The sequence below is a fragment of the Rathayibacter sp. AY1A7 genome (genome assembly GCF_002930845.1).
Classification (GTDB): Bacteria; Actinomycetota; Actinomycetes; order Actinomycetales; family Microbacteriaceae; genus Rathayibacter.
In genome coordinates this window covers 115803-140556 of record NZ_PSTL01000002.1, presented here as the reverse complement: position 1 = coordinate 140556, position 24754 = coordinate 115803, and the positions used below count along the sequence as shown (strand labels likewise).

The following is a 24754-nucleotide window of genomic DNA, read 5'->3' as shown; positions in this document are numbered from 1 at the left end:
GGCCGACCTAAATGCTCTGTGACCCCCTTGCGCCGCCGCCGGGAATGGTTCGTGCCCGGAGCGGCAGGGCGGTCAGGTGCACGTCGCGGAGCACTCCGTCGTCGGCGACGGCGGTCAGGAAGGTGCAGGCCGGCTGGCGCCTCCGATCCGTCGGGGAGCCCGGATTGAGCAGGCGGAGACCCGCCGGGGAGACGGTGTCCCAGGGGATGTGGCTGTGCCCGAAGACGAGCACGTCGGCACCCGGATGGGCGGCGTCGGCGCGGGTCTCGCGGCCGGTCGCCGCTCCGGTCTCGTGCACCACGCGGACGTCGAGGCCGGCGACGCGGGCGCGCGCGACCTCGGGCAGGCGGGCGCGCAGCGGCTCCGGATCGTTGTTGCCCCACACGGCCAGCAGGAGCGCCGCCCGCTCCTCCAGCGCGTCCAGCGTCGCCTCGTCGACCCAGTCGCCCGCGTGCACGACCAGGTCGGCCTCCTCGACCGCGCGCCACACCTCGTCCGGGAGGGCCTTCGCCCGCTTCGGGAGGTGCGTGTCGGCGAGCAGGAGGAGGCGGACCGGACCGTCGACCTCGGGCGGAGAGCCGTCGGGGCCGGGCTGGAGCAGGGGCATCAGCGGGCGGGGCCGGGCGTCGGCGCCACTCCGCCGTCGGCGCCGGGCTCGGTCGCGGTGCCGGAGCTGCGGAGGCGGGCGTCGAGCGCCTCGAGGTCGGCGGCGAACCAGAGGTGGTCGCCGCGGTTCGACTCGACGACGAAGGCCTGCAGCGCGCTCGACTCCGCGACCGGCCCGCTGACGTCGCCGAGGATCACCAGCCGCTTGCCGTACGAGACGAACTTCTGCACGAACTCCCCGGCGATCCCGGAGCGCAGGCGGAGGAACTCGGGGTCGAGCCGGCCGACAGGCACCACGATCGTCTCGACGTCGCCGCCGTAGGTCTCGCCGATCAGCGCGATCGCGTCGTCCGGGGTCGAGAGCGCGCCTCCGTCGTCGTCGACGAGCAGGAGGGGGACGCCCTGGCGGGTCTCGGTTCTCATCGGGCCAGCCAATCATGTCGGCCGGGGAGAGGCGAGCGGTGCCGTCCGGGCCTCCGCTCGGATCGTCCCCTCCCGGGCCGGCCGTGCTCGCGGGGACACGCCGATCAGGCGTCCGGACGGGCTGCCCGCGCCGCCGCTACGAGCCCGACAGCTCGACGCGGAGCTTGAAGCCCACGTGCGAGTCGACGAAGCCCAGGCGCAGGTAGAAGCGGTGGGCGTCGGTGCGGGCGGCGTCCGAGGTCAGCTGGACGAGCGGCGTGCGGAGCTCGATCGCAGCGACGTCCAGCACCCAGCGCATCAGGGCCGTGCCGATCCCGGCCGACCGCTCGGCGCTCGCCACCCGGACCGCTTCGACGAGCAGGCGGGAGCTGCCGCGGCGCGCCATCCCGGGGATCACGGTCAGCTGCAGCGTGCCCACCACGGCTCCGGTGCGGTCGATTGCGACCACGAGATCGTTGCCCGGGTCCTGCGCGATGCTCCGGAAGGCGGACTCGTAGGCGGCCTCGTCCTCCTCGGCGGCGACGTCTCCGCGCCCGGCGCTGATCGGGTCGTCGGAGAGGAGCCGGACGAGCGCGGGGAGGTCGTCGAGCACCGCCCGCCGGAGGAGGAGGCTCCTCTCCCCGGGGCCGGCGTCGCGGGGGAGGGTCAGGTCGGCGATCATGCCCTCATCCTCCCTCTGCTCCACGGCGAGAGCGGTCGTCGGAGGCGGGCAGGACGCGGCTGAGAGCGGCAGGGGGATCCTGGCGCCCGGTCCGCACGTCCACGCGCCGCGTCCCGCAGTCGTCGCAGCGGACGTACACGACGACGCCCTCGCTGGTCCGGTGGGCCGACTCGGTCGTCCAGCCGTGCTCGTGCGGATCGACGGCGGGGGCGAGCGGCTCGGAGGGGTGCGGGGAGGGTGTGGAGGTGCGCATGGGAGCCACTGTGCTGTCATGGTCTTATGCAGCTCAACCCTTACGGCGAGTACGCGGTCCTGCTCGCCGCCTCCCTCGCGAACGACTGGCCGTCCGACCGCGCGGGCATCGAGGCGCGCACGCGCGAGTTCGGCATGACGATGGCCTTGGAGTCCGGCCCGGACGACCACGCCAGGACACGCGACGTGATCGACGAGTGGCTCGAGGTGGTCGACGCGCCGACTCCGAGCGACCGGGCGACGTCGCTGAACCGCCAGATGGCCGCGATCGCCGCGTATCCGCGCCTGACCGACCACGACGACGAGGGCTGGCACCTGCACTACCGCGACCAGGACCAGTCCCTGGCGCACGTCCTCCACGCCGTCATCGCGGTCGGCACGGCGCTGCACCTGACGACCCGGGGGATGAGCCGCCTCCTGCGGTGCGAGGCCGGTCGGGCGCCGGGCGACCACTGCAGGAACGTCGTCGTCGACGTGACGCGGAACGGCCGGCAGCGGTACTGCTCCGTCCGCTGCGCGAACCGGGCCGCGGTCCGGCGGCACCGCCTGCGGCACGCGGAGTGAGTCCGCGCGGCCCCGTCACTCCGCCGCGTCGCCGCCCGGCTTCATCCAGAACGGGGAGTAGTGGTAGCCGTCGAGGTCGTCGAACTGGCGCTGGTACATGAAGGAGTAGTCGTCGGTGTCGCCGATCCGGCCTCCCGCGGCGGCGGCCCGCTCGACGAGCTCGTCGACGGCCGCGCGGCTGTCGAGGTCGAACGAGACGGTCACCTTCGAGGGGGTGCCGGGGGCGCCGATCAGCTCCTCGGTGGCGCCGACGCTCTCGTACATCGCGCGGCTCGCGAGCATGACGGACGTGCCGGGACCGATCCCGAAGCAGGAGACGTCCTCGCGGGACATCTCGGCGTTCAGGGTCCAGCCGAGCGCGGTGTAGAAGGCGGTGGCGCGCTCGACGTCGTCGACCGGGCAGGTGATGAAGAGGCTCATGCGCTCACCCTCGCCACCTGCGGGCGGGCCGTCAAGAGCTCCGCGAGGGAACTCCGGACGGCCCGCCGGGACTCAGCGGAACGACCGCAGCCGCAGGCTGTTCAGCACGACGAAGACGCTCGAGAACGCCATCGCGGCGCCGGCCACGAGCGGCCCCAGGAGTCCGGCCATCGCGAGCGGGATCGCGGCCACGTTGTAGGCGAAGGCCCAGAAGAGGTTGGCCCGGATGACCGCAAGGGTGCGGCGCCCGAGGCGCAGGGCGTCGGGCACCCGGCCGAGGTCGTCGCCGACGAGGGTGATGTCGCTCGCCTCGATCGCCGCGTCCGATCCGGCGCCCATCGCGATCCCCACGTCCGCGGCGGCCAGCGCGGCGGCGTCGTTCACACCGTCGCCGACGAAGGCGACGTGGCGGCCCTCCGCACGGAGGCGCTCGATCACCGCGAGCTTCTCCTCCGGCAGCACCTCGGCGACGACCTCGTCGATGCCGACGGCCGAGGCGACGGCCTGCGCCGCCCGCGGGTTGTCGCCGGTCAGCACCATCACCCGCAGGCCCCGCTCGCGCAGGGCGCGGACGGTGCGGGACGCCTCCGGCCTCGGCTCGTCGCGGAGGACCGCGAAGCCGCGAAGCGCCCCCTCCCAGCCGACGCCGACGACGGTGCCGCCCTCGGCGGTCGCTCGCTCGGCGCGCTCGGCGAGACCGCCCGGCGCGAAGCCCCACTGCTCCTCCAGCCAGCGCAGCCGGCCGGCGACGACCAGGCGGCCCTCGACCCGGGCGCGCACGCCGAACCCGGTGCTGGAGCGGAATCCGGTCGCCTCGGGGACGTCGAGGTGCGCGGCCCCGGCCACGATCGCTGCGGCGAGCGGATGCTCCGACCCGCGCTCGACGGCGGCGAGCATCCGCAGGCTCTCGTCGTCGCTGGACTCGACGACCTGGAACGCGCCGGTGGTGAGCGTGCCGGTCTTGTCGAGCACGACCGTGTCGATCCGGCGCCCGGCCTCGAGCACCTCCGGCCCGCGGAGGAGGATCCCGAGCTGGGAGCCGCGGCCGGTGCCGACGAGGACGGCGGTCGGGGTGGCCAGGCCCAGCGCGCACGGGCAGGCGACGACGAGGACGGCGACGGCGGGAGAGACGGCGGCGGCGAGGTCGGCGCCGGCGATCAGCCAGCCGGCGAGGGTGGCCAGGGCGAGCACCACCACGACCGGCACGAAGACGGAGGAGACGCGGTCGGCGAGCCGCTGGACGCGCGCCTTGCCGGCCTGCGCGTCCGAGACGAGACGGCCCATCCGCGCGAGCGTGGTCTCGGAGCCGACGCGGTCGACGCGGACGGTGAGCAGGCCGTGCGCGTTGAGCACTCCGCCGGCCACGGTCGAGCCCGGGCCGACCTCGACCGGCACGCTCTCGCCGGTGAGCATGCTCGCGTCGATCGCGCTCGAGCCCTCGAGCACGGTGCCGTCGGCGGCGACGGTCTCGCCGGGGCGCACGCGGAGGACGTCGCCGACGGCGAGCGAGGACGCGCGCACCCGCTCCTCCTGCCCGTCGGCGGAGACGCGCACGGCGTCCTTCGCGCCGAGGCGGAGGAGCGCCCGGAGCGCCGCACCGGCGTCGCGCTTCGACCGCGCCTCCAGGTAGCGGCCGGCCAGCACGAGGACGGGGACGGCGGCGGCGACCTCGAGGTAGATCTCGTCGTGGCCGGAGCGGCTGCCCAGCAGCTCGAACGGCATGCTCATGTCGGGCCGTCCGGCATCGCCGAGGAACAGAGCCCAGACCGACCAGGCGAAGGAGGCGCTGACTCCGAGGCTGATCAGGGTGTCCATGGTGGTGGAGCCGTGCCGCAGCGCCCGCCAGGCGTTGCGGTGGAAGGGCAGCGCGCCCCAGACCGCGACCGGTGAGGCGAGGGCGAGGCACAGCCACTGCCAGTTCGCGAACTGCAGCGGCGGGATCATCGAGAGCAGGACCACCGGCACGGCGAGCAGGGCGGAGACGCGGAGCCGGGTGCGCAGGGCGCGCCGCTCCCGGTCGTCGTCGCTCTGCTCCTCCTGCTCCTCCGCGTGAGCCGCCTCGCCGGTGGAGGGGACCGTCGCGCTGTAGCCCGCGGCCTCGACGGCGGCGATCGCGTCGGCCGGAGTCGTGCCGGGCGGGAGGGTCAGCGTCGCGCGCTCGAGGGCGAGGTTGACGGTCGCGTGGACTCCGGGGAGCGCGTCGAGGCGCTTCTCGACCCGCGCGACGCAGGAGGCGCAGGTCATCCCTCCGATGGCGAGCTCGAGCGGGGTGCCGGTGGTCTCGGCCACGTCAGCTCAGGGGCGCGAGGCGGTAGCCCGCGTCGGCGACGGCGGCGGCGATCTCCTCGCGGCTGAGCGGCCGGGAGGAGCCGACCGTGACGGTCGAGACCCCGTCGGGGGCGAGGGACACGTCGACCGCCGAGACCTCGGGGTAGGCGGCGAGCTCCTCGGTGACGCTGCGGACGCAGTGCTCGCAGGTCATGCCCGCGACGCCGAAGCTCTGCACGGACGCGGCGGACAGGGAGCCCTGCGCCGCGTGGCCGGCGTCGGAGCGGCCGGCGCCGCCGTGGCCGCCGCACGCGCAGGCACCGCCTCCGCCGCAGCCGCACCCTCCCGTCGATCCGCTCGCGGTCAGGCCGAGGTCGATCCTGGTGCTCATGGGTCCTCCTGTGTCGTGCATCCGGTCCGATCCGGTCGATCGGCCCGGTGGGCGTCCGGTCGGCACGCCGGTCGCGGCATACCCCCGGGGGGTACTCCATGGTAAGCCCGCCGAGCCCTCTCGGCAAGGCGGGAGGGCGGAGGAGGGATGATCTCAGGGGCGGCTCGGAGCCGCGCGAGGAGGGAGGGGTGCATGGATCCCGCATCGACGCCGCACTGGGGCGAGCCCCCGCCGCGCACACCGCCGGCGGTCCCGCTGCCCCCGCGCACGCGGTTCGAGCCGACCGCGCTGCTCGCCGCGCCCCTGCCCGCCCCGGCCGCCGTCCGGGCCCGGGTCCGCCAGGCCGCCCCGGAGCGGCAGCGCCGGCTGGCGGCGCTCGCCGCCGTCACCGAGGGGTTCGCCGTCCTGCGCACTCCCGAGCTCGCCCGGGCGCTGCGCCGGATCGCGGCACCCGCCTCCGCCGCTCCGGCCGCCGCCGCCGCGGTGCTGGCCGTCGGCCGCGACGGACTCGAGCTCGCCGCCGAGCGCGCAGACGCCCTGCGCATCGCCGAGTGGGATCGGATCGTCTCGGTGGGCGTCGGCACCTCGCCCTCGGGTGCCCACCGGGTCCGCGCGCTGGTCCTGGCGGTCCTCGCCCCGCCGCCCGCCTCCGCCGTCCTGCGTGCGGCGAGGCGGCGCCCGCGCACCGTCCTCGTGCCCCTGGTCGTCGCCGCCCCGGCCGCCCTCGGCTGGCGCGTGGCCGACGACCGCACGTTCCTCCTCGCTCTCGACCGCCTCCAGCGCGCCCTCGAGGAGCGTGCCCGGTGAGGGCGCGGTTCCGCTTCGCCCTCGCGGCCGTCGCCGTGCTCGGCCTGGGCCTGGCGCTGCGGTTCGTGCTCACGGGGCTGCTCGCCGACCTCGCCGGCGGAGTGGCCTACGTCGTGCTGGTGGCGCTGCTGATCGCGGTGCTCCTGCCGCGCATCCCGGGCGTGACGGCTGCCGGGATCGCGCTGGCCTGGTCGATCGCGATGGAGCAGCTGCAGGCGATCGGAGTCGCAGCGCGCCTGGTCGAGCTGTGGGCGCCGCTCCGCCTCGTCGTCGGCACCACCTTCTCCTGGCTCGACATCGCGGCCTACGTCCTCGGTGCGGTCGTCGCCGCGGCCGTGCACCTCGCCGTCGCCCCGCGCGAGCAGTCCGCCTGACGGAGTCCGCGCCCGGCGTCTCCCGCTCGCCTCGTCAGCGGGGCTCCCGCGGGGCGTCCCGGCGTCCGCCGAGGCGCCGGCCCCGCCCCCGGGCCACGGCCGAGGTGTCCCTGCGCTCCCCGAGGCGCCGCCGTCCCCGCGGTGCCTCGCCGGCGGACGCGGTGTCTCGGCGGAGGAGCGACGCCGACCGCCGGAGCGGCGCGGTCCCTCCGCCCCCGCGCCCCTGATTAGGGTGAAGCCATGAGCGAGCCGGCACTCCCCGAGACGACGGCCCCGCGGGCCTCGGCCCCGCACGACCACCGCCGCGACCGGCGCATCCCCGAGCCGGTCGACCGGTTCGCCACCGGCGAGGAGTACCCCGAGTACCGCGTCGACCTGGAGCGGATCCGCTTCTCGCCGTACTTCGCCCGACTCTCCGCGGTGACCCAGGTCATCTCGCCCTCGGGCGTCGGCCAGGTCGTGCACAACCGGCTCACGCACTCGATCAAGGTCACCGCGGTCGCCCGCGCGATCGCGATGCAGCTGACCACCACCGATCCCGCCCAGCGCGAGCTGGTCGAGCGGCTCGGCGGCTGCGACCCGGTGGTCGTGCAGGCCGCGGCCAGCGCGCACGACCTCGGCCACCCTCCGTTCGGCCACCTCGGCGAGCAGGCGCTCGACCGGCTCGCGCGCGAGCGGCTGGGGCTCGCAGAGGGTTTCGAGGGCAACGCGCAGTCGTTCCGGATCCTCTCCGAGCTCGACGTCTGCGAGACGGTGGAGGTGGGGCTGAACCTCACCGCCGCCTCCCGTGCCGCCGTGCTCAAGTACCCGTGGGGGCGGACGGTCCACCGCCCCGGCATCGACTCCGCCGACCCGACCGAGCTGCCCCGCGGCTCGACCGCCAGCCGGTGGGAGACCGCACCGCCGAAGTTCTCGGCGTACACGCTCGACCTCGACGACCTGCTCGACGCCCGCTCCGGCTTCGCCGCGATCGCCCCCTGGCAGCAGACCCTCGAGTGCTCGGTGATGGACGTCGCCGACGACATCGCCTACTCGCTGCACGACCTCGACGACTTCTACCGCGCGGGAGTGCTGCAGCAGGCGGCCGTCGCCGTGGAGTTCCGCGCCTTCCTCCGCGAGCAGAACGCGCTCGCCGCCCTCGACGCCGAGGAGCTGTGGGCGCGCGCCCCCGGGCACTCGCTCGAGATGCTCCGCCGGAGGCTCGTGGCTCGCGACCCGTGGATCGCGAGCGACGAGCACTTCCGCGCCTCCGTGGAGCGGGTGTCGACCGAGCTGGTCGAGGGGCTCCTCGCGCTCCCCTTCGACGGATCGACGCGCACCGAGCGCGCGATCGAGGCCTTCGTCTCCTCCTGGATCGGCCGCCTGCAGCGCTCCGTGGTGGTGCTCGCCGAGCCGAATGTCCGCTCGGGCCACCTCTCCCTCCTCCCCGACGCCTGGCACGACGTGGCCGTGCTGAAGTTCGTGCACACGCGCTTCGTGATCGACCGGCCGGACTTCGCCACCTACCAGCGCGGCCAGTCGCAGGTGCTCGAGACGCTGGTGACCCACCTCGACGCCTGGCTGGAGGATCCGCGCGACGGCTCGCGGGCTCCGCAGAAGCTGCTCGACCTGATCGAGCTCGCGACCGACGGCTACTTCCGCCTGCGCGCCGACCACCCCGACTGGCTCCCGGCGGACGAGCGCGGCCGGCCGACCTCCGACCCGGCCGCGCTGCAGCGGCTCGGCCGGGGACGCGGTGTGGTCGACTACGTCGCGACCCTGACCGATGAGCAGGCGATGGCGCTCGCCGCCCGCCTCCGCGGCGATCGCGAGCCGTGGGCGATGGGGACCTGACGCCCCGGCGGGTGGGTTGACACCGCGCGTCGCGTGTGGCCTCGGCGGCTCCTCGCCCGTCGTTCCGGGGGAGGAGCCTCCGCCGGGCCGCCGAGGACGCGTTCCGCGACCGCCCAGCGGGCGTCCAGGAAGCGCAGCCTGAACGACAGCGTAAAATCACGGAGGCACATGCCAGGATCGACAACTCGACAGGGAGTTCCGTTGGACGGAAACGCAACGACCACGCACCGCAACGTCGCATTGCTGTCCGTCGCGACCACGCTGGCTCCGCGCGTGACCACCTCGGCCGAGATCGAGGCGCGGCTCGCTCCGGCGCTCAAGCGCCTGCGGCTCCCCACCGGGCTCCTCCAGCGCGTCGCCGGAGTGCAGGAGCGCCGCAACTGGGGCACCGAGCAGGGCTTCGACGGAGCGGCGATCGACGCGGGCAAGCGCGCTCTCGCCGAGGCCGGCGTCCGCGCCGACCAGATCGGCCTGATCATCAACACGTCGGTGACCCGCAAGCACCTCGAGCCCTCGGTCGCCGTGCGCCTGCACCACGGGCTCGGCCTGCCCTCGTCGGCCATCAACTTCGACATCGCGAACGCGTGCCTCGGCTTCGTCAACGGCATGACCCTCGCCGCGCAGCTGATCGACTCCGGCCAGATCCGCTACGCGCTCATCATCGACGGCGAGGACGCCGACGAGATCCAGGTCAACACCATCGAGCGCCTGAGCCGCGAGGGCGTCAAGCGCAAGGACTTCATGAGCGAGTTCGCGAGCCTGACTCTCGGCTCCGGCGCGGCCGCGGCCGTCCTCGGCCCGGCCGACGAGCACCCCAAGGGCCACCGCATCCTCGGCGGCATCACCCGCGCGGCCACGCAGTTCAACGAGCTCTGCGTCGGCAGCGTCGACGGCATGTTCACGGACGCGAAGGCGCTGCTCAAGGGCGGCATGGAGCTCGTCCTCTCGGCGTGGAAGGAGGCCACCCGCGACTGGAACTGGAGCGGGATGGACCGCTACATCACGCACCAGGTGTCGGACGTCCACACCGACGCCCTGGTGAAGGCCGTCGGCATCGACCGCAGCCGCGTCCCCACGACCTACCCCACCCTCGGCAACGTCGGCCCGGCGTCGATCCCGATCACCCTGGCCCAGGAGGCCGAGACCCTGCAGCCGGGCAACCGGGTGCTGCTCATCGGAGTGGGTTCGGGCATCAACACCGCGATGCTCGAGATCGCCTGGTGACCGCGCCCCACCCGGCCGAGCGGATCCGCGGAGCGCTCGGCTCCACGGCCGCGGCGCAGCTGCCCCCGGCCGGGCTCGACGGGCTCGATCCCGCGTGGTCGCGCCTCGTCGACGCTCCGGACGCCCAGGGCGTGCCGCGTCGCTGGCACCTGCTCGACACGGGTGGGGCCCTCGGCACGGAGCCCGTCGGCACCGTCCTCTGCGTGCACGGCAACCCCACCTGGTCCTACCTCTGGCGCCGCCTCGCGGCCGCCACGCTCGAGTCGGCCCGCAGCGGAGGCCCCGCCTGGCGGGTGGTCGCTGTCGACCAGCTCGAGATGGGCTTCTCCGAGCGGACCGGCGCCCTGCACACGCTCGCGGACCGCGTGCGCGAGCTCTCCAACCTCACCGACGTGCTCGGCCTCGACGACGTGGTCACCCTCGGCCACGACTGGGGTGGAGTCGTCTCGCTGGGCTGGGCGGTCGACCACCCGGAGCAGCTGCGCGCCACGACGCTCCTGAACACCGCGATCCACCAGAGCGCCGACGAGCCGATCCCGGCCCCGCTCCGGCTCGCGCTCGCCTCGGGCGTGCTCGGCGCCTCGACGGTCGGCACGCCGGCCTTCCTCGAGACGACCCTCGCGCTGGGGCACCCGGCGCTGCCCTCCGCGGTGAAGGAGGGGTACCGCGCGCCCTACCGGTCCGCGTCGCGCCGCGGCGGAGTGGGCGGCTTCGTCGCCGACATCCCGGTCGACTCCGCGCACCCGAGCGACCCGGAGCTGCAGCGCATCGCCGAGGGCGTCAGCGCCCTGACGACGCCGGCCCTGATGCTCTGGGGCCCGCTGGACCCGATCTTCTCCGACCGCTACCTCGACGACCTCGTCGACCGCCTCCCGCACGCGCAGGTCCACCGCTACGAGGGAGCGGGCCACCTGGTGGCCGAGGACGTCGACTACGCGTCCGCCGTCCTCACCTGGCTGGGCGACCTCTCCGACGGCGAGGAGCCGTTCGGCGGCGACCCCGCCCCCGACGTCCGCCGCCCGACCGCGCCGGTCGAGCCGCTGTGGGCGCACCTCGACCGCAACGCGCAGGACGACTCGCTCGCCCTGGTCGAGATGGCGCCTTCCGGAGGCGGCGGGCCCCGCTCGGTCTCGTGGCGCCTGCTCTCGCAGCGGGTCCGCGAGCTCGCCGCCGGGCTCCGCGCCTCCGGCGTCTCCCCGGGCGACCGCGTCTCGCTCCTCGTGCCGCCCGGTGCCGACCTGACGGCGCTGCTCTACGCGTGCCTGCGCATCGGAGCCGTCGTCGTCGTCGCCGACGCGGGCCTGGGCCTGCGAGGTCTCACCCGCGCGGTCCGCGGTGCCTGGCCGGATCTGGTGGTCGGCGCCCTGCCCGGCCTCACCGTCGCGCGGGCCCTCCGCTGGCCCGGCGGCCGGGTCTCGACGCAGACCCTGCCCCGCGCCTCCGCCGCGGCCCTCGGGGTCGACACCTCGCTCGGGCAGCTGATCGAGCTCGGCCGCGCCGAGCTGGCCGCCGACCCGGAGGCGCTGGGCGAGGCTCCCGCCGCCGACGCCGTAGCCGCGATCCTGTTCACCTCCGGCTCGACCGGCCCCGCCAAGGGCGTCGTCTACACGCACCGCCAGCTCGCCGGCGTCCGCGACGCGCTCGCCCGCCAGTACGGGATCGGACCGGGCACCGGGCTCGTCGCGGGCTTCGCGCCCTTCGCCCTGCTCGGTCCCGCGCTGGGCACGCGCTCCGCCACTCCGGACATGGACGTCACCGCGCCCCGAACGCTCACCGCGGCCGCCGTCGCCGCGGCCGCCGCCCGGGTCGACGCGACCGTGCTGTTCCTCTCGCCGGCCGCACTGGCCAACGTCGTGGCCACAGCCGGCGCGCTCGACACTGACGACCACCGCGCCCTCGCCGGCGTGCGCACCTTCCTCTCGGCCGGCGCCCCCGTCTCGGCGGGACTGCTCGGCGAGGCGCAGGCGCTCATGCCGAACGCCTCCGCCCGCACTCCCTACGGCATGACCGAGGGGCTGCTGCTCACCGACGCGTCGCTGGAGGGCATCCGCGAGGCCGCGTCCGACGACGATCCGCGCGGAGGCGTCTGCGTCGGCGTGCCCGCCGCGGGCGTCCGGCTGCGGATCGCCCCGCTCGACGCCGACGGCCGCGCCACGGACGAGCCGGAGGAGATCACCGGCACGACCGGCGAGATCGTCGTCTCGGCCGGTCACGTCGAGGACCACTACGAGCGCCTCTGGCTCACCGACCGTGCCGCCCGCGTCGGCGCCGTCCCGGGCGAGCGCTGGCACCGCACCGGGGACGTCGGGCGGATGGACTCCGCCGGCCGCCTCTGGGTCGAGGGCCGCATGCCGCACGTCGTCGTCACTCCCGACGGCGTGGTCACGCCGGTCGGACCGGAGCAGCGGATCGAGGCGCGCGTGGCCTCGGTCGCCCGCGCCGCGATCGTCGGAGCCGGCCCGCGCGGAGTCGCGCAGCTGGTCGCCGTGGTCGAGCTGCGCTCGGGCGCGCGCCGCGTGGTGCTGGCCGAGGAGGCCCTCGCCGCCGAGGTGCGCGCGGCCGTCGGCCGGCCCGTCGCCGCGGTGCTCGTCGTCCCGGCGCTGCCCACCGACATCCGCCACAACTCCAAGATCGACCGGGCCGCGCTCTCGCGCTGGGCCGAGGGCGTGCTCGCCGGCGGCCCGATGGTGGCTCCGTGAGGGTCCTGGTCACCGGCGCGAGCGGCCTGCTCGGCGGTGCGGTGGCCGCGGGCCTCGTCGCCCAGGGGCACGAGGTCCGCACCTTCCAGCGTCGGCCCTCCGGGGTCGCGGGCGTCGAGGAGGCGCGGGGCTCCCTGACCGATCCGCGCGCGGTCGAGGAGGCCGTCGACGCGGCCGAGGGCGTCGTGCACCTCGCCGCGAAGGTCTCGCTCGCCGGCGATCCTGGCGACTTCGACCGCGTGAACATCGACGGCACCCGGCGTCTGCTCGCCGCCGCCGCCCGCGCCGGCGTGAGCCGCTTCGTCCAGATCTCGTCGCCCTCCGTCGCCCACTCCGGCTCCTCGATCACCGGCGACGACGCCGAGCCCGCCGATCCGGACCGCGCCCGCGGCGACTACGCGCGCACCAAGGCCCGCGCCGAGCTGCTGGCGCTGGAGGCCGACGCCCCCGGCTTCGCGGTGGTCGCCGTGCGCCCGCACCTGGTCTGGGGTCCGGGCGACACCCAGCTCGTCGCCCGCATCGTCGAGCGGGCGCGCGCCGGCCGGCTGCCGCTCCTCGGGCACGGCCAGGCGCTGATCGACTCCACCTACATCGACAACGCCGCCTCGGCGATCGTCGCCGCTCTCGGGCGGGCGGAGGAGGTGCACGGCCGCTCCTACGTCGTCACCAACGGCGAGCCGCGCCCGGTCGCCGAGCTGCTCGCCGGGATCTGCCGCGCCTCGGGCGTCGAGCCGCCGCGCTGGTCCGTCCCCGCCTCCGTCGCCCGCGCTGCGGGCTCGCTCGTCGAGCGCGTGTGGGCCGTGCGGCCCGGCGCCGATGAGCCGCCGATGACCCGCTTCCTCGCCGAGCAGCTCTCGACCGCGCACTGGTTCGACCAGCGCCGCACGCGCGCCGATCTGCAGTGGAGCCCGTCGGTCACCCTCGACGAGGGTCTGGCGCGCCTGTCCGCCGCCCGCTGAGGCGCCGGGTCCGGAGACGACGGAACGGACGGGACCCTGTCGCCGAGGCGAGGGGGTCCCGTCCGTCCGGGGCTCCCGCGACGGATCGCGGGAGGGGAGCCGAGGTCAGTCGGCGAGGATGAGGTACAGCGCGCGACGGGTCTCGTCGAGCTTGGCGGAGGCGGCGGCGCGCTGCGCCTCGGTCGCTCCGCGGAACTGCTGCACGACGCCCATCAGCTTGCCGACGTTCTCCATGAAGGCGCGATCGGCGTCGCTCGCGCCGGGAGTGGCCTCCCAGGCCGCGTCGAGCTCGTCGGCGTGCTCGCGCACGTAGGTGCCGCCCGCGTCCGTGAGCTGGTACTCGGTGCCGCGGCCCTCGCCGACGGCCGTGATGAGGCCCTCGTCGACGAGCTGCTGGAGGGTGGGGTAGACGGAGCCGGGGCTGGGACGCCACGATCCGTTCGTCTTCTCGGCGATGGCCTTGATCAGGCCGTAGCCGTTCGAGGACTTCTCGGAGAGGAGGGAGAGGAGGGCCGCGCGGACGTCACCGCGTCGGGCGCGTCCTCCGCCGCGGCCGAAGGGGCCGCCGAAGCCGGGGCCGAAGCCCGGGCCGAAGCCGAAGCCGGGCCCGAAGCCGCGGCCGTGACCGCCGGGTCCGCGGCGCTGTCCGCGGCCGGGGTGCTCGTGGCGGGAGGAGTGGTCGCCGTCGCACGAGTCGCGGCGGTCGTCGGAGAAGAAGGTCCTGGAGTTCATGGGTGTGCTGCTCTCTGTCGTGAGGGGATCCCTTTCGATCGGATCCGGTCGCCCGTCGGGAGCGGCTGCTTCCGATCTGTCGGCGATGCAGTAACGATATATCGGTGACGGATCGGATGTCAACACCTGAATTGCCCGTAGCCTGGGAGCTCCCCGTCGATCGAGAGGTCCCGCATGCCGCGTCCCGACTCCGAGCTCGAGGCGTACCTCGACTCCTCCCTCCTCGCCGGGGACGTCCTCACCGGCCGCGCGAGCAACCTCGGCAACCTCCGCGGCCTCGCCGCCCGCGAGCCCGCGCACCTCTACGGGGTGGACGTGGCCGAGGACTGGACGCTCGAGAGACTGCTCGCGCTGATGGGGGAGCGCGTGGGGATCAGCACCGACCCCTCCTTCGAGAGCGGGCAGGACCGGATCGACGCCCGCCTGACGGTCGCGGGGCTCGCCCGCTACCGCGAGCGGTTCGCCGCCGCTGTCCGCGAGGGGGCGCTCCTCCTGTTCGCCACCGCGCACCCCGCGACCCTGATGGACGTCTACCGCCGCTTCGCTGCTGCCGCGACGGAGCGGGGCGCTCGCGTGATCGACGTGAACGCGCTCCCGTTCGCCGCCCCCGACGGGATCCGCGTGCCTCTCGCGGACGAGCACCAGGCCCTGTGGTGCACCGGCGGGGTCACCTGCGTCTACCGCGGGGGAGGGCTGCAGCACACGCACTCGCCGGAGCCGATGGACGCGCTGCTCGACCGCCTCGACGAGCTCGGCGTCCGCCCCGACCTGGTCGTCGCCGACCACGGCTTCGCGGGCGCCGCCGGCCGGCGGGGGCTGCCGGTCATCGCGATCGCCGACTGCAACGACCCGGCGGTGTTCGTCGCCGAGGCGCAGGGCTCGATCGAGGTGGTCGTCCCGATCGACGACGGGCTGGCCGTCCACCTCTACGAGCCGGTGATCGACTTCGTCCTCCGCGCCCTCTCGGAGCCCGCGCGCACCTGACGGCTCGTAGAATCGCCTTCGGCTCGTCGCGATCCCGGATCCGACGGGCCGACCGTTCTCCCGAGTCCCCGCACTCGCCACCACTGCAGACGGAGCATCCGTGACCCAGCCCCACGACGGCCTCCTCCCGCGCTTCGCCGTCGGCGTCGACATCGGGGGGACGTCGATCAAGGCGTCCCTCGTCGACGTCACCACCGGCGAGCGGGCGGCTCGGCGCTTCGCGGTCGCGAACCCGCTGGGCAAGGAGCCCGAGGACTTCGCCGAGGCGATCGCCGGCATCGTCCGCGACGTCTCGCCGATCGCGGGCACGCCCGTCGGCGTCGGCTTCCCCGGGATCGTCCGCGGCGGCGTCGTCCGCCAGACCACCCACGTCTCGCAGCGCTGGGTCGGGCTCGACGCGCAGGCCCTCCTCTCGGAGGCGACCGGGGTCGACGTCGTCGTCGTCAACGACGCGGACGCGGCAGGAGTCGCCGAGCGCGAGTTCGGGGCGATGCGCGGACGCGAGGGCCTCCTCCTGCTGACCACCCTCGGCACCGGCATCGGGACGGCGCTCGTCCACGAGGGCGTGGTGATCCCCAACTCCGAGCTCGGGCACCTGCACATCGACGGTCCCGACTTCGAGCCGCAGGTCGGCTTCTCGGCCGTCCGGCGCGAGGGCATCACCCTCGAGGAGTGGGCGGGTCGCCTCAGCGTCTACTACCGGCACCTCGAGATGCTGCTCTCGCCGCAGCTGTTCGTGATCGGCGGCGCGGCGGCGCACGTCTTCGACGAGTTCGCCCGCTTCCTCGACATCGGCACCGAGATCGTCCCCGCCCGCTTCGGCAACGACGCCGGATTCACGGGCGCCGCGATGGTCGCCGTCTCGCCCGACCGCCTCGCTCCCTGGTACCGCTCCACTCGCGGCGCCCGCCTCGACCCCGGGGCCCCCGCCATCGCCGACTGACCCCCTCCCTGCACCGAGGGAGCCCCGACCCGTCGAGGTCTTCCGGAGGCGCTGGGTCCCTCGACGCTCCGGGGTTCCCTCAGCGGGCCGACAGGCCGCGGTAGACGGCGTCCAGCCGGGCGGCTGCGGCCGGCCAGGAGTGGGCGGCCGCCCAGTCGACGCCGCCGCGGCCGAGGCGCGCCAGCTCACCGGGCGAGCCCAGCAGGGTCAGGATCGCCTCGGCCCACGCCGCGGGGGAGTCGGAGTCGAGCAGCACGCCGCTCCCGCCGTCGCGCACCGCGTCCACCAGGCCGGTCGTCCTGCGTGCGAGTACCGGAGTGCCGCTGCCGGCCGCCTCGAGCGCGATGAGCCCGAAGGTCTCGGCCGCCGAGGGTACGAGCGCCAGCTGCGCGCTCCGGAGCCGCTCCGCCACCCGGTCGCGGTCGGCGGCCCCCTCGATCAGCACTCGATCTCCCAGCGGAGCCGCCGCGGCGCGCACCGCGTCGAGGTACGACTCCCGGCCCGGTGCCGCCCCGCCCACCAGCCGCAGCACCGGCCGCTCCGCCGGCGCCATCGCCGCGAGCGCCTCGACCGCCAGCAGCTGGCCCTTGAGCGGCTGCACCCGGCCGACCAGGACGACTCCGGAGCGCTCGCCGCCGCCCGGGCGGAACCGCGCGTCGACTCCGGGCGGCACCACGACGACCCGGTCCGGATCCGCGCCGTACCCGCTGACGACGTCCTCCCGCTCCGAGGCGCCCGCCACCACGATCGCGTCGGCGGAGGCGAGCACGGAGCGCTCCGCGTCGATCCGCTGCTGCGGCTCCGCGACGTCGCCCGGGGCGAGCCGGGCGTTCTTCGCGAGCGAGCCCGAGTGCATCGAGTGCACGTGCGGCCTGCCGGTGAGCGCCCCCGCGAGGCCCGACACCCAGTAGTGGGAGTGCACGACGTCGGCCCCCTCCGCGGCGCGCGCGAACTCCGGCGCCGCGGCCACCAGCGCGTACTTGTCGCCCGCCGGCACCGGCACGCCGACCACTCGCACACCCGGCGCGAGCATCCGGACGCCCTCGCCGCGGGTCAGCACCTCGATCTCCCAGCCGAGCGCAGCCAGCTCCGGGAGCACCGCCGCGAGGTACACGTTCATCCCGCCCGCGTCGCCCGTCGACGGCTGCTCGAGCGGGGAGGTGTGCGCCGAGACGACGGCCAGACGGGGCATCCCTCCATCGTAGGGACGGCCGTGCGTCCTCCACGGATCCCGGCCCGCGGCTCGCAGCGCCTCCGGAATCGGGTTGAATAGACGGATGCGCTCGTTCGAGCGCGGAGAGCGTGAGGTCCATGGCCCGCCAGAGTCCCCCCGGTGAGGTGCTGCCGTCGGCCGCACCCGGGCCGGTGACCGCCGGCCACGAGCCCTTCTCCGAGCAGGACATCCGCGCCCTCGTCGGAACCGCCGCCGTCGAGAAGGGCACCGCGTACGCGGACGAGGGCCGCGTGCGCGAGCTGCAGTGGTTCGGCGGCCGCACCCGCCTCTTCGGCCAGGTCCGCGGATCCGGGCGCTCGCCGTACGCCGTGAGCGTGCAGCTCCGCGACGAGGGCGAGCACTGGACCCTCCTCGGCGGCGCCTGCAGCTGCCCGGTCAAGCACGAGTGCAAGCACGTCGCGGCCGTCCTGATCGAGGCCCTGCGCCGCGAGCGCGAGGGCGGAGTGGCCGGTCCCTTCCCGGGCGAGGCCGCTGTCGACGCCGTCCCGGAGTGGCGCAGCGCGCTCGCCCCGCTCCTCGCCGGCGCGGAGCGCTCGCACACCGGCATCCCGCTCGGCCTGCAGTTCGAGCTGCTGCCCGGCGAGCCCGTGCGTCGCCCGCCCGGCCGCTACAACTCCTACCGGCCGCCGCCCGAGCCGCGCCCGCGCCTGGGCGTGCGCCCGGTGCGGATGGGCGACCGCGATCGCTGGGTCCGCACCGGCACCAGCTGGCGTGACCTCGGCTACCTGCACTACAGCCACGACTACGACGAGCGCCAGATCGACGTGATCCGCGAGATGCAGGGCCTGCTCTCCGGGCACAGCGCCTCCAGCTACTACTCGCCCGACACCTGGCTCTACCTCGACCAGTGCCGGAGCGAGGCGATCTGGGCGGCCCTGCACGGAGCCGTCCGCGCGGGCATCGGCCTGGTGATGGGCGACCGCGACCAGACGCCGCTGAAGATCCTCGACACGACGGCCACCGCCTCCATCGACGTCACGCGCACCGCCGCCGGCCTCGAGCTGCGCTCGCTCGTCGCGATCGGCGACCACCCGGCGCCCGAGGAGTTCGGCTTCATCGGCGACCCGGCCGTCGGCCTCTACACGTGGGAGGGCGGCGACGAGATGCGCGCCCGCCCGGTCACGCTCATCCCGTTCGCCGCGCCGCTGCTGTCCTCCGCGCGCACGTTCCTCTGGAGCCGCGAGGCCATCCGCATCCCGGTGGCCGAGGAGTCGGCGTTCCTCACCGAGCACTACCAGCGGCTGCACCGGCTGTTCGACATCGTCTCCCGCGACGGCTCCTTCGAGGCGCCCGCGGTGCCCGAGCCGCGCCTCGGCCTCACCCTCGAGCACACCGACGGCGCGGGCCTGCGCGGCTCGTGGTGGTGGCGCTACGGAGTGGAGGGGGCGCGCGGCGGCGTGGACGCCGAGCGGCTCCCGCTGCGGGTCGGCGAGGACGCCGGCTACCGCGACCCCGAGGCCGAGCAGCGGATCCTCGACTCCCTCGTCGGAGCGGGTCTCGACCCGGAGTCGACGCCGGCCCTGGTGTCCCCGTCGAGCAGGCGCCTGCGCCCCACCTTCGACCTGCGCGGCATGCAGACCGTCGGCTTCCTCACCGGCGAGGTCGAGCGGCTCCGCGAGCTGGGCACCGTCGAGATCGAGGAGATCGGCGAGCGCGTCGAGTACCGCGAGGCGCAGACCGCCCCCGTGGTCGCCGTGCAGACCGTCGCCCAGCCCGACAGCCGCGACTGGTTCAACCTCGAGATCTCCGTCACCGTCAACGACGAGGCGGTCCCGCTGGCCGAGATCTTCCTCGCGCTCGCCCGCGGCGACGAGTACATGGTGCTGCCCAGCGGCGTCTACTTCGCCCTCGACGACGAGCGGTTCGGCCGCCTCCGCGAGCTGATCGCCGAGGCCCGCGAGCTCTCGGACGATCCCGGCGAGACCCTGCGGATCAGCCGGTTCCAGTCCTCCCTCTGGGACGAGCTGGTCGAGCTGGGCGTCGTGGAGGCCCAGGCCGCCGCGTGGCGCCGCTCCGTGGAGGGGCTCTCCGGCTTCACCGCGACCGGTGCGCTGGAGTCGCGGGTCCTGCCCGAGGGCTTCGCCGTGGAGCTGCGGCCCTACCAGCAGCTCGGCTACGACTGGCTCTCGTTCCTCTACGACAACCAGCTCGGCGGCGTGCTCGCCGACGACATGGGCCTGGGCAAGACCGTGCAGTCCCTCGCCCTGGTCACCCGGGTGATGCAGGAGCAGCGCGCCGCGGCCGCGGAGGCGGGGACCTCGCCGCGCCCGTTCCTCGTCGTCGCGCCCACCAGCGTGGTGCCCAACTGGGTCGGCGAGGCCAAGCGCTTCGCCCCGGACCTCCGCGTCGTCGGGATCGACGAGACGTCGAAGAAGAAGCGGAAGGCGCTGTCGAGCGTCATCGGCGAGGCCGAGCTGGTCGTCACCTCCTACGCCCTGTTCCGGCTCGACTACGAGTCGTACTCGGGAATCCAGTGGTCGGGGCTCCTCCTCGACGAGGCGCAGTTCGTCAAGAACCGCCAGTCGGCGACGCACCAGCTCGCGCGCCGGCTCGACGTGCCCTTCAAGCTCGCCATCACGGGAACGCCGATGGAGAACAACGTGATGGAGCTCTGGTCGCTGCTGTCGATCGTCGCTCCGGGCCTGTTCCCCTCGCCCGCCGGGTTCGTCGAGTTCTACCAGAAGCCGATCGAGCGCGAGGCCGACAGCGAGAAGCTCTCGCAGCTGCGGCGGCGCATCCGCCCGCTGATGCTGCGGCGCACCAAGGAGCTCGTCGCCAAGGAGCTGCCGCCCAAGCAGGAGCAGACCCTCGAGGTCGAGCTCGGCCCGAAGCAGCGGAAGGTCTACGACACGTACCTGGCGCGGGAGCGGCAGCGCGTGCTGGGCCTGATCGGCGACTTCGAGAAGAACCGCTTCGCGATCTTCCGCGCGCTGACCGTGCTGCGCCAGGTCGCGCTCGACGCGGCACTGGTCGACGAGGCGCACGAGAGCGTGCCCTCGACCAAGCTCGACCTGCTCGACGAGCTGCTGGGCGACGCCCTCGGCGAGGGGCACCGCGTGCTGGTGTTCAGCCAGTTCACGCGGTTCCTCGGCCGGGTCCGCGGGCGGCTGGACGCGGCGGGCATCGAGTACGCCTACCTCGACGGAGCGACGAAGAAGCGCGACGAGGTCATCGAGCGGTTCCGCTCGGGCGCGGCGGGCGTGTTCCTGATCTCGCTCAAGGCCGGCGGCTTCGGGCTCAACCTCACCGAGGCCGACTACTGCATCCTGCTCGACCCGTGGTGGAACCCCGCCACCGAGTCGCAGGCGGTCGACCGCGCGCACCGCATCGGCCAGACCCGCTCGGTCATGGTCTACCGCCTGGTCGCGAAGGACACGATCGAGGAGAAGGTGATGGCCCTCAAGGAGGCGAAGGCCGCGCTCTTCGCCGCGGTCATGTCGGACGACGGCGCGGCGGCCACCGGCGGGATCACCGCCGAGGACGTGCGCGAGCTGCTGGGCTGAGCGCCGCCGCTACTCGCGCACCTGCTCCAGCAGGGTCGTGACGGCGGCGCGGGTGTCGGCGGCGAGCCGTCCGAGGCGGTGCGCGGCACGGATCGACACCGGCCGGTACGGGTGCACGAGCCGCCGTGCCGCCGTGCAGGGCAGCGCGAACGCCGCGACGACGCCCGCGTCGATCCCGTCGAGTCCGCCGTCGTCCCGGCCGAAGACGAGCTCCCGGCCCTCGCGCGCGAGAGCCTCCGGCAGGTCGGCCTCGCCGATCGGGAGGCGCAGCACGGCGAGCAGGCCGGCCGCCTGCACCCTGCGCGGCAGCGGGCGTCCGAGGCGTCCCGCCGCGTGCACCGTGAAGAAGTCGGCCTGCCGCTCGAGGATGCCCGTGACCGTCTCGGCGAGGCGTTCCATCTCGGGGTGCAGCGAGAGCCGGGCGAGACGGCGGTAGCCGTGCACCGCGACCCGGGCGTCCACCGCGAGGGCCAGCGCGACGGGGCCGGCGAGGGAGGCCGCGGCGCGGTCGAGGAGCGGGCGCGACCTCACCGTCGGCTCCGGCGGGCGGACGTCGATGCCGCGGATCTGCGGCGAGGCCGCGAGCACGTCGCCCAGGGCGTCGGCGATCCGGTGCCGCTCGGCGGCCCAGACGGACGCGAACGCGCGGACCTGCTCGTCGGGGTGGGCGCGCGCGAGGGGGAGCACCCGGGCCACGGTGGCGTGCTCGATCGCCCGCAGGTACGCGGTGGCGACGATGGCCTCGCGGTCCAGCGGCACCTCCTCGAACTCGCGCACTGAGAAGTGCTCGCGCAGGGCGCCGTGCGCGCTGCGGTGGTGGTCCTCGAGGTCGAACGGTTCCGCGATGCCCACGTCGTGCTCCTCCGCTAGTCCGGTCCCTCCATCCTGGGCCCCCGGTGCGAGAGGCGGAAGAGCACGCGCCCATCCCTGGGACACTGGGAGCCGGTCATCAGGCGGCCGGGGGAGTGGGGCGGGATGAGCGGGGCCCGGACCTCGGCGATCGGCGCCGTCCTCCTCGCCGCCGTCTGCTTCGGCACGACGGGGACCGCCCAGGCCCTCGGAGCGGCGGGCGTGGATCCGCTCCTCCTCGGGGCGGCGCGCATCGTCCTCGGCGGCGCCCTGCTGGCCGCTCTCCTCGGCGTGGAGGCTCTGCGCCGGCGGAGCCGCTCCCGCCCGACCCGCGCCGTCGTGCTGCTCGTCGTGCTCGGAGCGGTCGGCGTCGCCGCGTACCAGCCCGCCTTCTTCACCGGCACCGCGCAGAACGGAGTCGCGGTCGGCACGATCGTCGCCCTCGGCTCCGCTCCCGCCTTCACCGGCCTGCTGGAGTGGCTCGTCCTGCGGACGACGCCGAGCCCGCGCTGGTTCGCCTCGACCGCGCTCGCCGCGGTCGGCGTGGTGCTCCTCAGCGGAGGCGGATCCGGCGGCGTGACGCTCCCCGGCCTCGCCGCCTCGGCCGGCGCCGGCGCCTCCTACGCGCTCTACGCCGTCTGCGGCAAGCTGCTGCTCGAGCGCGGGCTCAGCCCCGTCGCCGCCATGGGAGCCCAGTTCGGAGCCGCGGCGCTGCTCGCGCTCCCGTTCCTGCTGCTGGGCGATCCGTAGCGGCTCTCCGGCTCGATTCCGGCCGTGCTCTGGCTCGGAGTGGTGACGGTCGCCGTGGCCTACACCTTCTTCGCGCGCGGCCTGCGAGCGCTTCCCGCAGCGACCGTCTCGACGCTCACCCTCCTGGAGCCGGCGACCGCGACTCTCCTCGGCGTGGCGGTGCTGGGCGAGCGGCTGACCACGGGAGCCGTCCTGGGCGTCGCGGTGCTGGTGGCGGCGGTGCTGCTGCTGGCGGTGCGGGGGCGCGGCCGCTCCGGTGCGCGGAGAGAGGCGCCGCCGCGCTCCGCGGAGTAGCGTCGACTCCCACCGACCCGACGACGAGGCGGAGCGCATGACCAACCCGTGGCTGGCCCGCCCTGGCAGCGGTCGGCGGCGCGCGCTGGTCGAGGAGTCGTGGGAGCGCGCACGGCGGCGGCGCCTCGACCCGGACCGGCTGACGGCACCGCTCTCGTTCTCGGGAGACGACCTCCGCGAGTACCGCACCGGGCATCCGCTCGCCTCGGTCCTCCCGGTGATCCGCCGCCTGTTGGTGCGCGACGCCGACGAGGACAGCGGCGTGCTGGTCGCGGTGGGCGACGCGCTCGGGCGGCTGCTCTGGATCGACGGGGACCAGCACCTCAAGAGCCTCGCCGAGGGGATGTCGTTCGTCGAGGGTGCCGCGTGGGCCGAGCCCGACGTCGGGACGTCCGCGCCGGGGACGGCTCTTGTGCTCGATCACGGCGTGCAGATCCACGGCGCCGAGCACTTCGCCTCGCTCGTGCACCCGTGGAGCTGCACCGCCGTCCCCGTGCACGACCCCGAGACGCACGAGATCCTCGGAGTGATCGACATCACCGGCGGCGCCGACGTCGTCGCCCCGCAGACCCTCCCGCTGATGGAGGCGACCGCCGCCGCCGTCGAGAGCGAGCTGATGGTGCAGCGGCTCCTCCGCCCGCGGCGGCCCGCTGCACGGAGCACAGCGGCGGCCCGGGCGCCGAGCCTGCGGGTCCTCGGGCGCGAGACGGGCCTGGTGACGGCCGCCGGAGCGACGCTCGAGCTGAGCACCCGGCACGCCGAGATCCTGACCCTGCTCGCCTGGCACCGGGCCGGGCTCTCGGCCGAGCAGCTCGCCCTCCTGCTCCACGGCCGGGACGACGCGGTGGTCACCGTCCGCGCCGAGATGGTGCGGCTGCGCCGCGCGCTCGAGCCGACCCTCCCGCGCCTGGTGCCCCTCTCGCGCCCCTACCGCCTGGCGAGCCCGGTCGACCTCGACGCCCGCCAGGTGCTCGGCCTGCTCGACCGCGGCTCCCACCGCCTCGCCCTGGACGCCTACCGGGGTGCGCCGCTGCCCTCGTCCGAGGCGCCGGGGATCCGGGCGATCGCCGGCGAGCTGCGCCTGCGGGTGCGGGCGAGCGTCCTCGCCGATGCGGCGCCCGCGACCCTCCTCGCCTGGGCGGAGGGCCCGGACGGCCGCGACGACGCGGAGGTGTGGCGGGAGCTCCTGCGCGTCCTCCCGCCCCGCTCGCCCCGCCGTGCCGGTGTCGCCGCGCACCTCGAGACGATCGAGGCGGAGCAGCGCTGAGCCGTCCCGGTCGCTCCCGGGAGTCCCGCCGGAGCCGTGAGGCCGCGGAGCCGTCTCGCTAGCCTCGACGCATGAGCACCCTCGCACCACCTCCCCGGGCCCTCGCGAGCGGAGTCGCGGGGGGTCTGCTCCTGATGGCGGTCTTCACGATGTGGTGGGCGAGCGACACCACGGTCGGCTGGCCGGCACCGGCGGCGACGACCGCCGTGACCCTCTGCGCGCTCGCGGCCGTGGTCTTCGCCGTGCAGGCCGTCCGCCTCCTCGTCGCCCGGCGGAGGATGGCGGTGGAGCTCACCGACGCCGACCGCGCGGCGAAGCCGAACGGTCTGCTGTTCGGAGCGGTCTTCGCCGCGGAGGGCGTGCTGATCGGTGTCGCGGTAGGCGTCCTCACCGGCACCGGGCTCGACCGCTTCCTCGTGCCGGCGATCGCCGTGATCGTGGGCCTGCACTTCTACCCGATGGCGAGGATCTTCGGCCGAACCCTCGACCTCTGGCTCGCCACCTGGACGACGCTGGTCGGAGCGATCGGAGTCGTCGTGGTCCTCGTCGACGGCTCCGCCTGGCCGCAGGTGTGGTCCTGGGTCGGCGCGGGGGCCGCAGCGGCCACGGTGACCTACGGCGTCTACATGAGCCGGATCGCCCAGCGCCTGCTCGCGAGCGTCTGAGGTCCGGGCCGCGGGGCCCTCCTCCTCGGGCGGCCGCGTCTCCGCCCGGCCG

Annotated in this window: 24 protein-coding genes; 14 read left to right on the top strand and 10 right to left on the bottom strand. The window is 75.1% G+C overall.

Going from position 1 to position 24754, the window contains the following annotated elements; translation table 11 throughout:
• Positions 1-7: 7 nt before the first annotated feature.
• The 4 genes from C5B95_RS02810 to C5B95_RS02795 all read right to left on the bottom strand — a co-directional run bounded on the left by C5B95_RS02810 (position 8) and on the right by C5B95_RS02795 (position 1943).
• Positions 8-607, bottom strand: a complete 600-nt coding sequence (locus C5B95_RS02810; RefSeq protein ID WP_104348415.1) for a metallophosphoesterase — start codon at positions 605-607, stop codon at positions 8-10.
• Positions 607-1029 carry a DUF4180 domain-containing protein gene (locus C5B95_RS02805; RefSeq protein ID WP_104348414.1) on the bottom strand — a complete coding sequence of 141 codons (423 nt, stop codon included), beginning with the start codon at positions 1027-1029 and terminating at the stop codon, positions 607-609. The genes C5B95_RS02810 and C5B95_RS02805 overlap by 1 nt, the downstream gene beginning before the upstream one ends.
• Before the next feature lie 136 nt (positions 1030-1165).
• The gene (locus tag C5B95_RS02800) at positions 1166-1690 is read right to left on the bottom strand and encodes a GNAT family N-acetyltransferase (RefSeq protein WP_104348413.1); all 525 of its coding nucleotides are present in this window, start codon (positions 1688-1690) and stop codon (positions 1166-1168) included.
• 4 nt (positions 1691-1694) lie between these two features.
• The gene (locus C5B95_RS02795) at positions 1695-1943 is read right to left on the bottom strand and encodes a hypothetical protein (protein WP_104295875.1); all 249 of its coding nucleotides are present in this window, start codon (positions 1941-1943) and stop codon (positions 1695-1697) included.
• Positions 1944-1969: 26 nt separating this feature from the next.
• Between C5B95_RS02795 and C5B95_RS02790 the strand changes: the two genes are divergently transcribed.
• Positions 1970-2506: a CGNR zinc finger domain-containing protein gene (locus C5B95_RS02790; protein ID WP_104348412.1), complete on the top strand. Its 537-nt coding sequence runs from the start codon at positions 1970-1972 to the stop codon at positions 2504-2506.
• A gap of 15 nt (positions 2507-2521) precedes the next feature.
• On the opposite strand, the gene C5B95_RS02785 is transcribed toward C5B95_RS02790, so the two are convergent.
• From C5B95_RS02785 to C5B95_RS17785, 3 genes are all read right to left on the bottom strand, one after another.
• Positions 2522-2926: a VOC family protein gene (locus tag C5B95_RS02785; RefSeq protein WP_104348411.1), complete on the bottom strand. Its 405-nt coding sequence runs from the start codon at positions 2924-2926 to the stop codon at positions 2522-2524.
• 72 nt (positions 2927-2998) lie between these two features.
• Positions 2999-5215 (bottom strand): cation-translocating P-type ATPase, encoded by a 2217-nt coding sequence (locus tag C5B95_RS02780; protein ID WP_258059750.1) that lies wholly within the window; start codon positions 5213-5215, stop codon positions 2999-3001.
• Position 5216: 1 nt separating this feature from the next.
• Positions 5217-5585, bottom strand: coding sequence for a heavy-metal-associated domain-containing protein (locus C5B95_RS17785; RefSeq protein ID WP_104348410.1), 369 nt, complete (start codon positions 5583-5585; stop codon positions 5217-5219).
• Positions 5586-5777: 192 nt separating this feature from the next.
• On the opposite strand from C5B95_RS17785, the gene C5B95_RS17325 reads away from it, so the two are divergent.
• From C5B95_RS17325 to C5B95_RS02750, 6 genes are all read left to right on the top strand, one after another.
• Complete coding sequence (locus tag C5B95_RS17325) at positions 5778-6392, top strand: hypothetical protein (protein ID WP_181067801.1); 615 nt, start codon at positions 5778-5780, stop codon at positions 6390-6392.
• Entirely contained in the window at positions 6389-6766 is a 378-nt protein-coding gene (locus tag C5B95_RS17320; protein WP_160033714.1) for a DUF2809 domain-containing protein, read from the top strand. Before C5B95_RS17325 ends, C5B95_RS17320 begins: the two co-directional genes overlap by 4 nt.
• A gap of 240 nt (positions 6767-7006) precedes the next feature.
• Positions 7007-8599, top strand: coding sequence for a deoxyguanosinetriphosphate triphosphohydrolase family protein (locus tag C5B95_RS02765; RefSeq protein ID WP_104233447.1), 1593 nt, complete (start codon positions 7007-7009; stop codon positions 8597-8599).
• Positions 8600-8767: 168 nt separating this feature from the next.
• Entirely contained in the window at positions 8768-9823 is a 1056-nt protein-coding gene (locus C5B95_RS02760) for a 3-oxoacyl-ACP synthase III (protein WP_104233446.1), read from the top strand.
• Entirely contained in the window at positions 9820-12522 is a 2703-nt protein-coding gene (locus C5B95_RS02755; RefSeq protein ID WP_258059749.1) for an alpha/beta fold hydrolase, read from the top strand. Before C5B95_RS02760 ends, C5B95_RS02755 begins: the two co-directional genes overlap by 4 nt.
• Complete coding sequence (locus tag C5B95_RS02750) at positions 12519-13481, top strand: NAD(P)-dependent oxidoreductase (RefSeq protein WP_104348409.1); 963 nt, start codon at positions 12519-12521, stop codon at positions 13479-13481. The genes C5B95_RS02755 and C5B95_RS02750 overlap by 4 nt, the downstream gene beginning before the upstream one ends.
• Positions 13482-13586: 105 nt before the next feature.
• On the opposite strand, the gene C5B95_RS02745 is transcribed toward C5B95_RS02750, so the two are convergent.
• The gene (locus tag C5B95_RS02745; RefSeq protein ID WP_104224185.1) at positions 13587-14213 is read right to left on the bottom strand and encodes a PadR family transcriptional regulator; all 627 of its coding nucleotides are present in this window, start codon (positions 14211-14213) and stop codon (positions 13587-13589) included.
• A 174-nt stretch (positions 14214-14387) separates the two neighbouring features.
• Here C5B95_RS02745 and C5B95_RS02740 point away from each other — a divergent pair, with 174 nt between their 5' ends.
• Together C5B95_RS02740 and C5B95_RS02735 are read left to right on the top strand one after the other, a co-directional pair.
• On the top strand, positions 14388-15197 hold the full coding sequence (locus C5B95_RS02740; RefSeq protein WP_104348408.1) for a phosphatase: 810 nt from the start codon (positions 14388-14390) through the stop codon (positions 15195-15197).
• A gap of 100 nt (positions 15198-15297) precedes the next feature.
• Entirely contained in the window at positions 15298-16140 is an 843-nt protein-coding gene (locus tag C5B95_RS02735) for an ROK family protein (RefSeq protein ID WP_244229583.1), read from the top strand.
• A 79-nt stretch (positions 16141-16219) separates the two neighbouring features.
• On the opposite strand, the gene C5B95_RS02730 is transcribed toward C5B95_RS02735, so the two are convergent.
• On the bottom strand, positions 16220-17332 hold the full coding sequence (locus tag C5B95_RS02730; RefSeq protein WP_104348407.1) for a glycosyltransferase: 1113 nt from the start codon (positions 17330-17332) through the stop codon (positions 16220-16222).
• 119 nt (positions 17333-17451) lie between these two features.
• Here C5B95_RS02730 and C5B95_RS02725 point away from each other — a divergent pair, with 119 nt between their 5' ends.
• Positions 17452-20877 carry a DEAD/DEAH box helicase gene (locus tag C5B95_RS02725; RefSeq protein WP_104224188.1) on the top strand — a complete coding sequence of 1142 codons (3426 nt, stop codon included), beginning with the start codon at positions 17452-17454 and terminating at the stop codon, positions 20875-20877.
• Positions 20878-20886: 9 nt separating this feature from the next.
• Here C5B95_RS02725 and C5B95_RS02720 read toward each other — a convergent pair whose 3' ends face one another.
• Positions 20887-21729 carry a hypothetical protein gene (locus C5B95_RS02720; protein ID WP_104249760.1) on the bottom strand — a complete coding sequence of 281 codons (843 nt, stop codon included), beginning with the start codon at positions 21727-21729 and terminating at the stop codon, positions 20887-20889.
• Between the two features lie 123 nt (positions 21730-21852).
• Between C5B95_RS02720 and C5B95_RS02715 the strand changes: the two genes are divergently transcribed.
• The 4 genes from C5B95_RS02715 (at position 21853) to C5B95_RS02705 (ending at position 24702) form a co-directional block, all read left to right on the top strand.
• Entirely contained in the window at positions 21853-22476 is a 624-nt protein-coding gene (locus tag C5B95_RS02715; protein WP_258059748.1) for an EamA family transporter, read from the top strand.
• A gap of 24 nt (positions 22477-22500) precedes the next feature.
• Complete coding sequence (locus C5B95_RS17780; RefSeq protein ID WP_258059747.1) at positions 22501-22770, top strand: DMT family transporter; 270 nt, start codon at positions 22501-22503, stop codon at positions 22768-22770.
• Between the two features lie 37 nt (positions 22771-22807).
• Positions 22808-24037: a GAF domain-containing protein gene (locus C5B95_RS02710; protein ID WP_104224191.1), complete on the top strand. Its 1230-nt coding sequence runs from the start codon at positions 22808-22810 to the stop codon at positions 24035-24037.
• Positions 24038-24108: 71 nt separating this feature from the next.
• A complete protein-coding gene (locus tag C5B95_RS02705; protein WP_146076477.1) occupies positions 24109-24702 on the top strand; it encodes a hypothetical protein in 594 nt (197 codons plus the stop codon).
• Positions 24703-24754 lie beyond the last annotated feature (52 nt).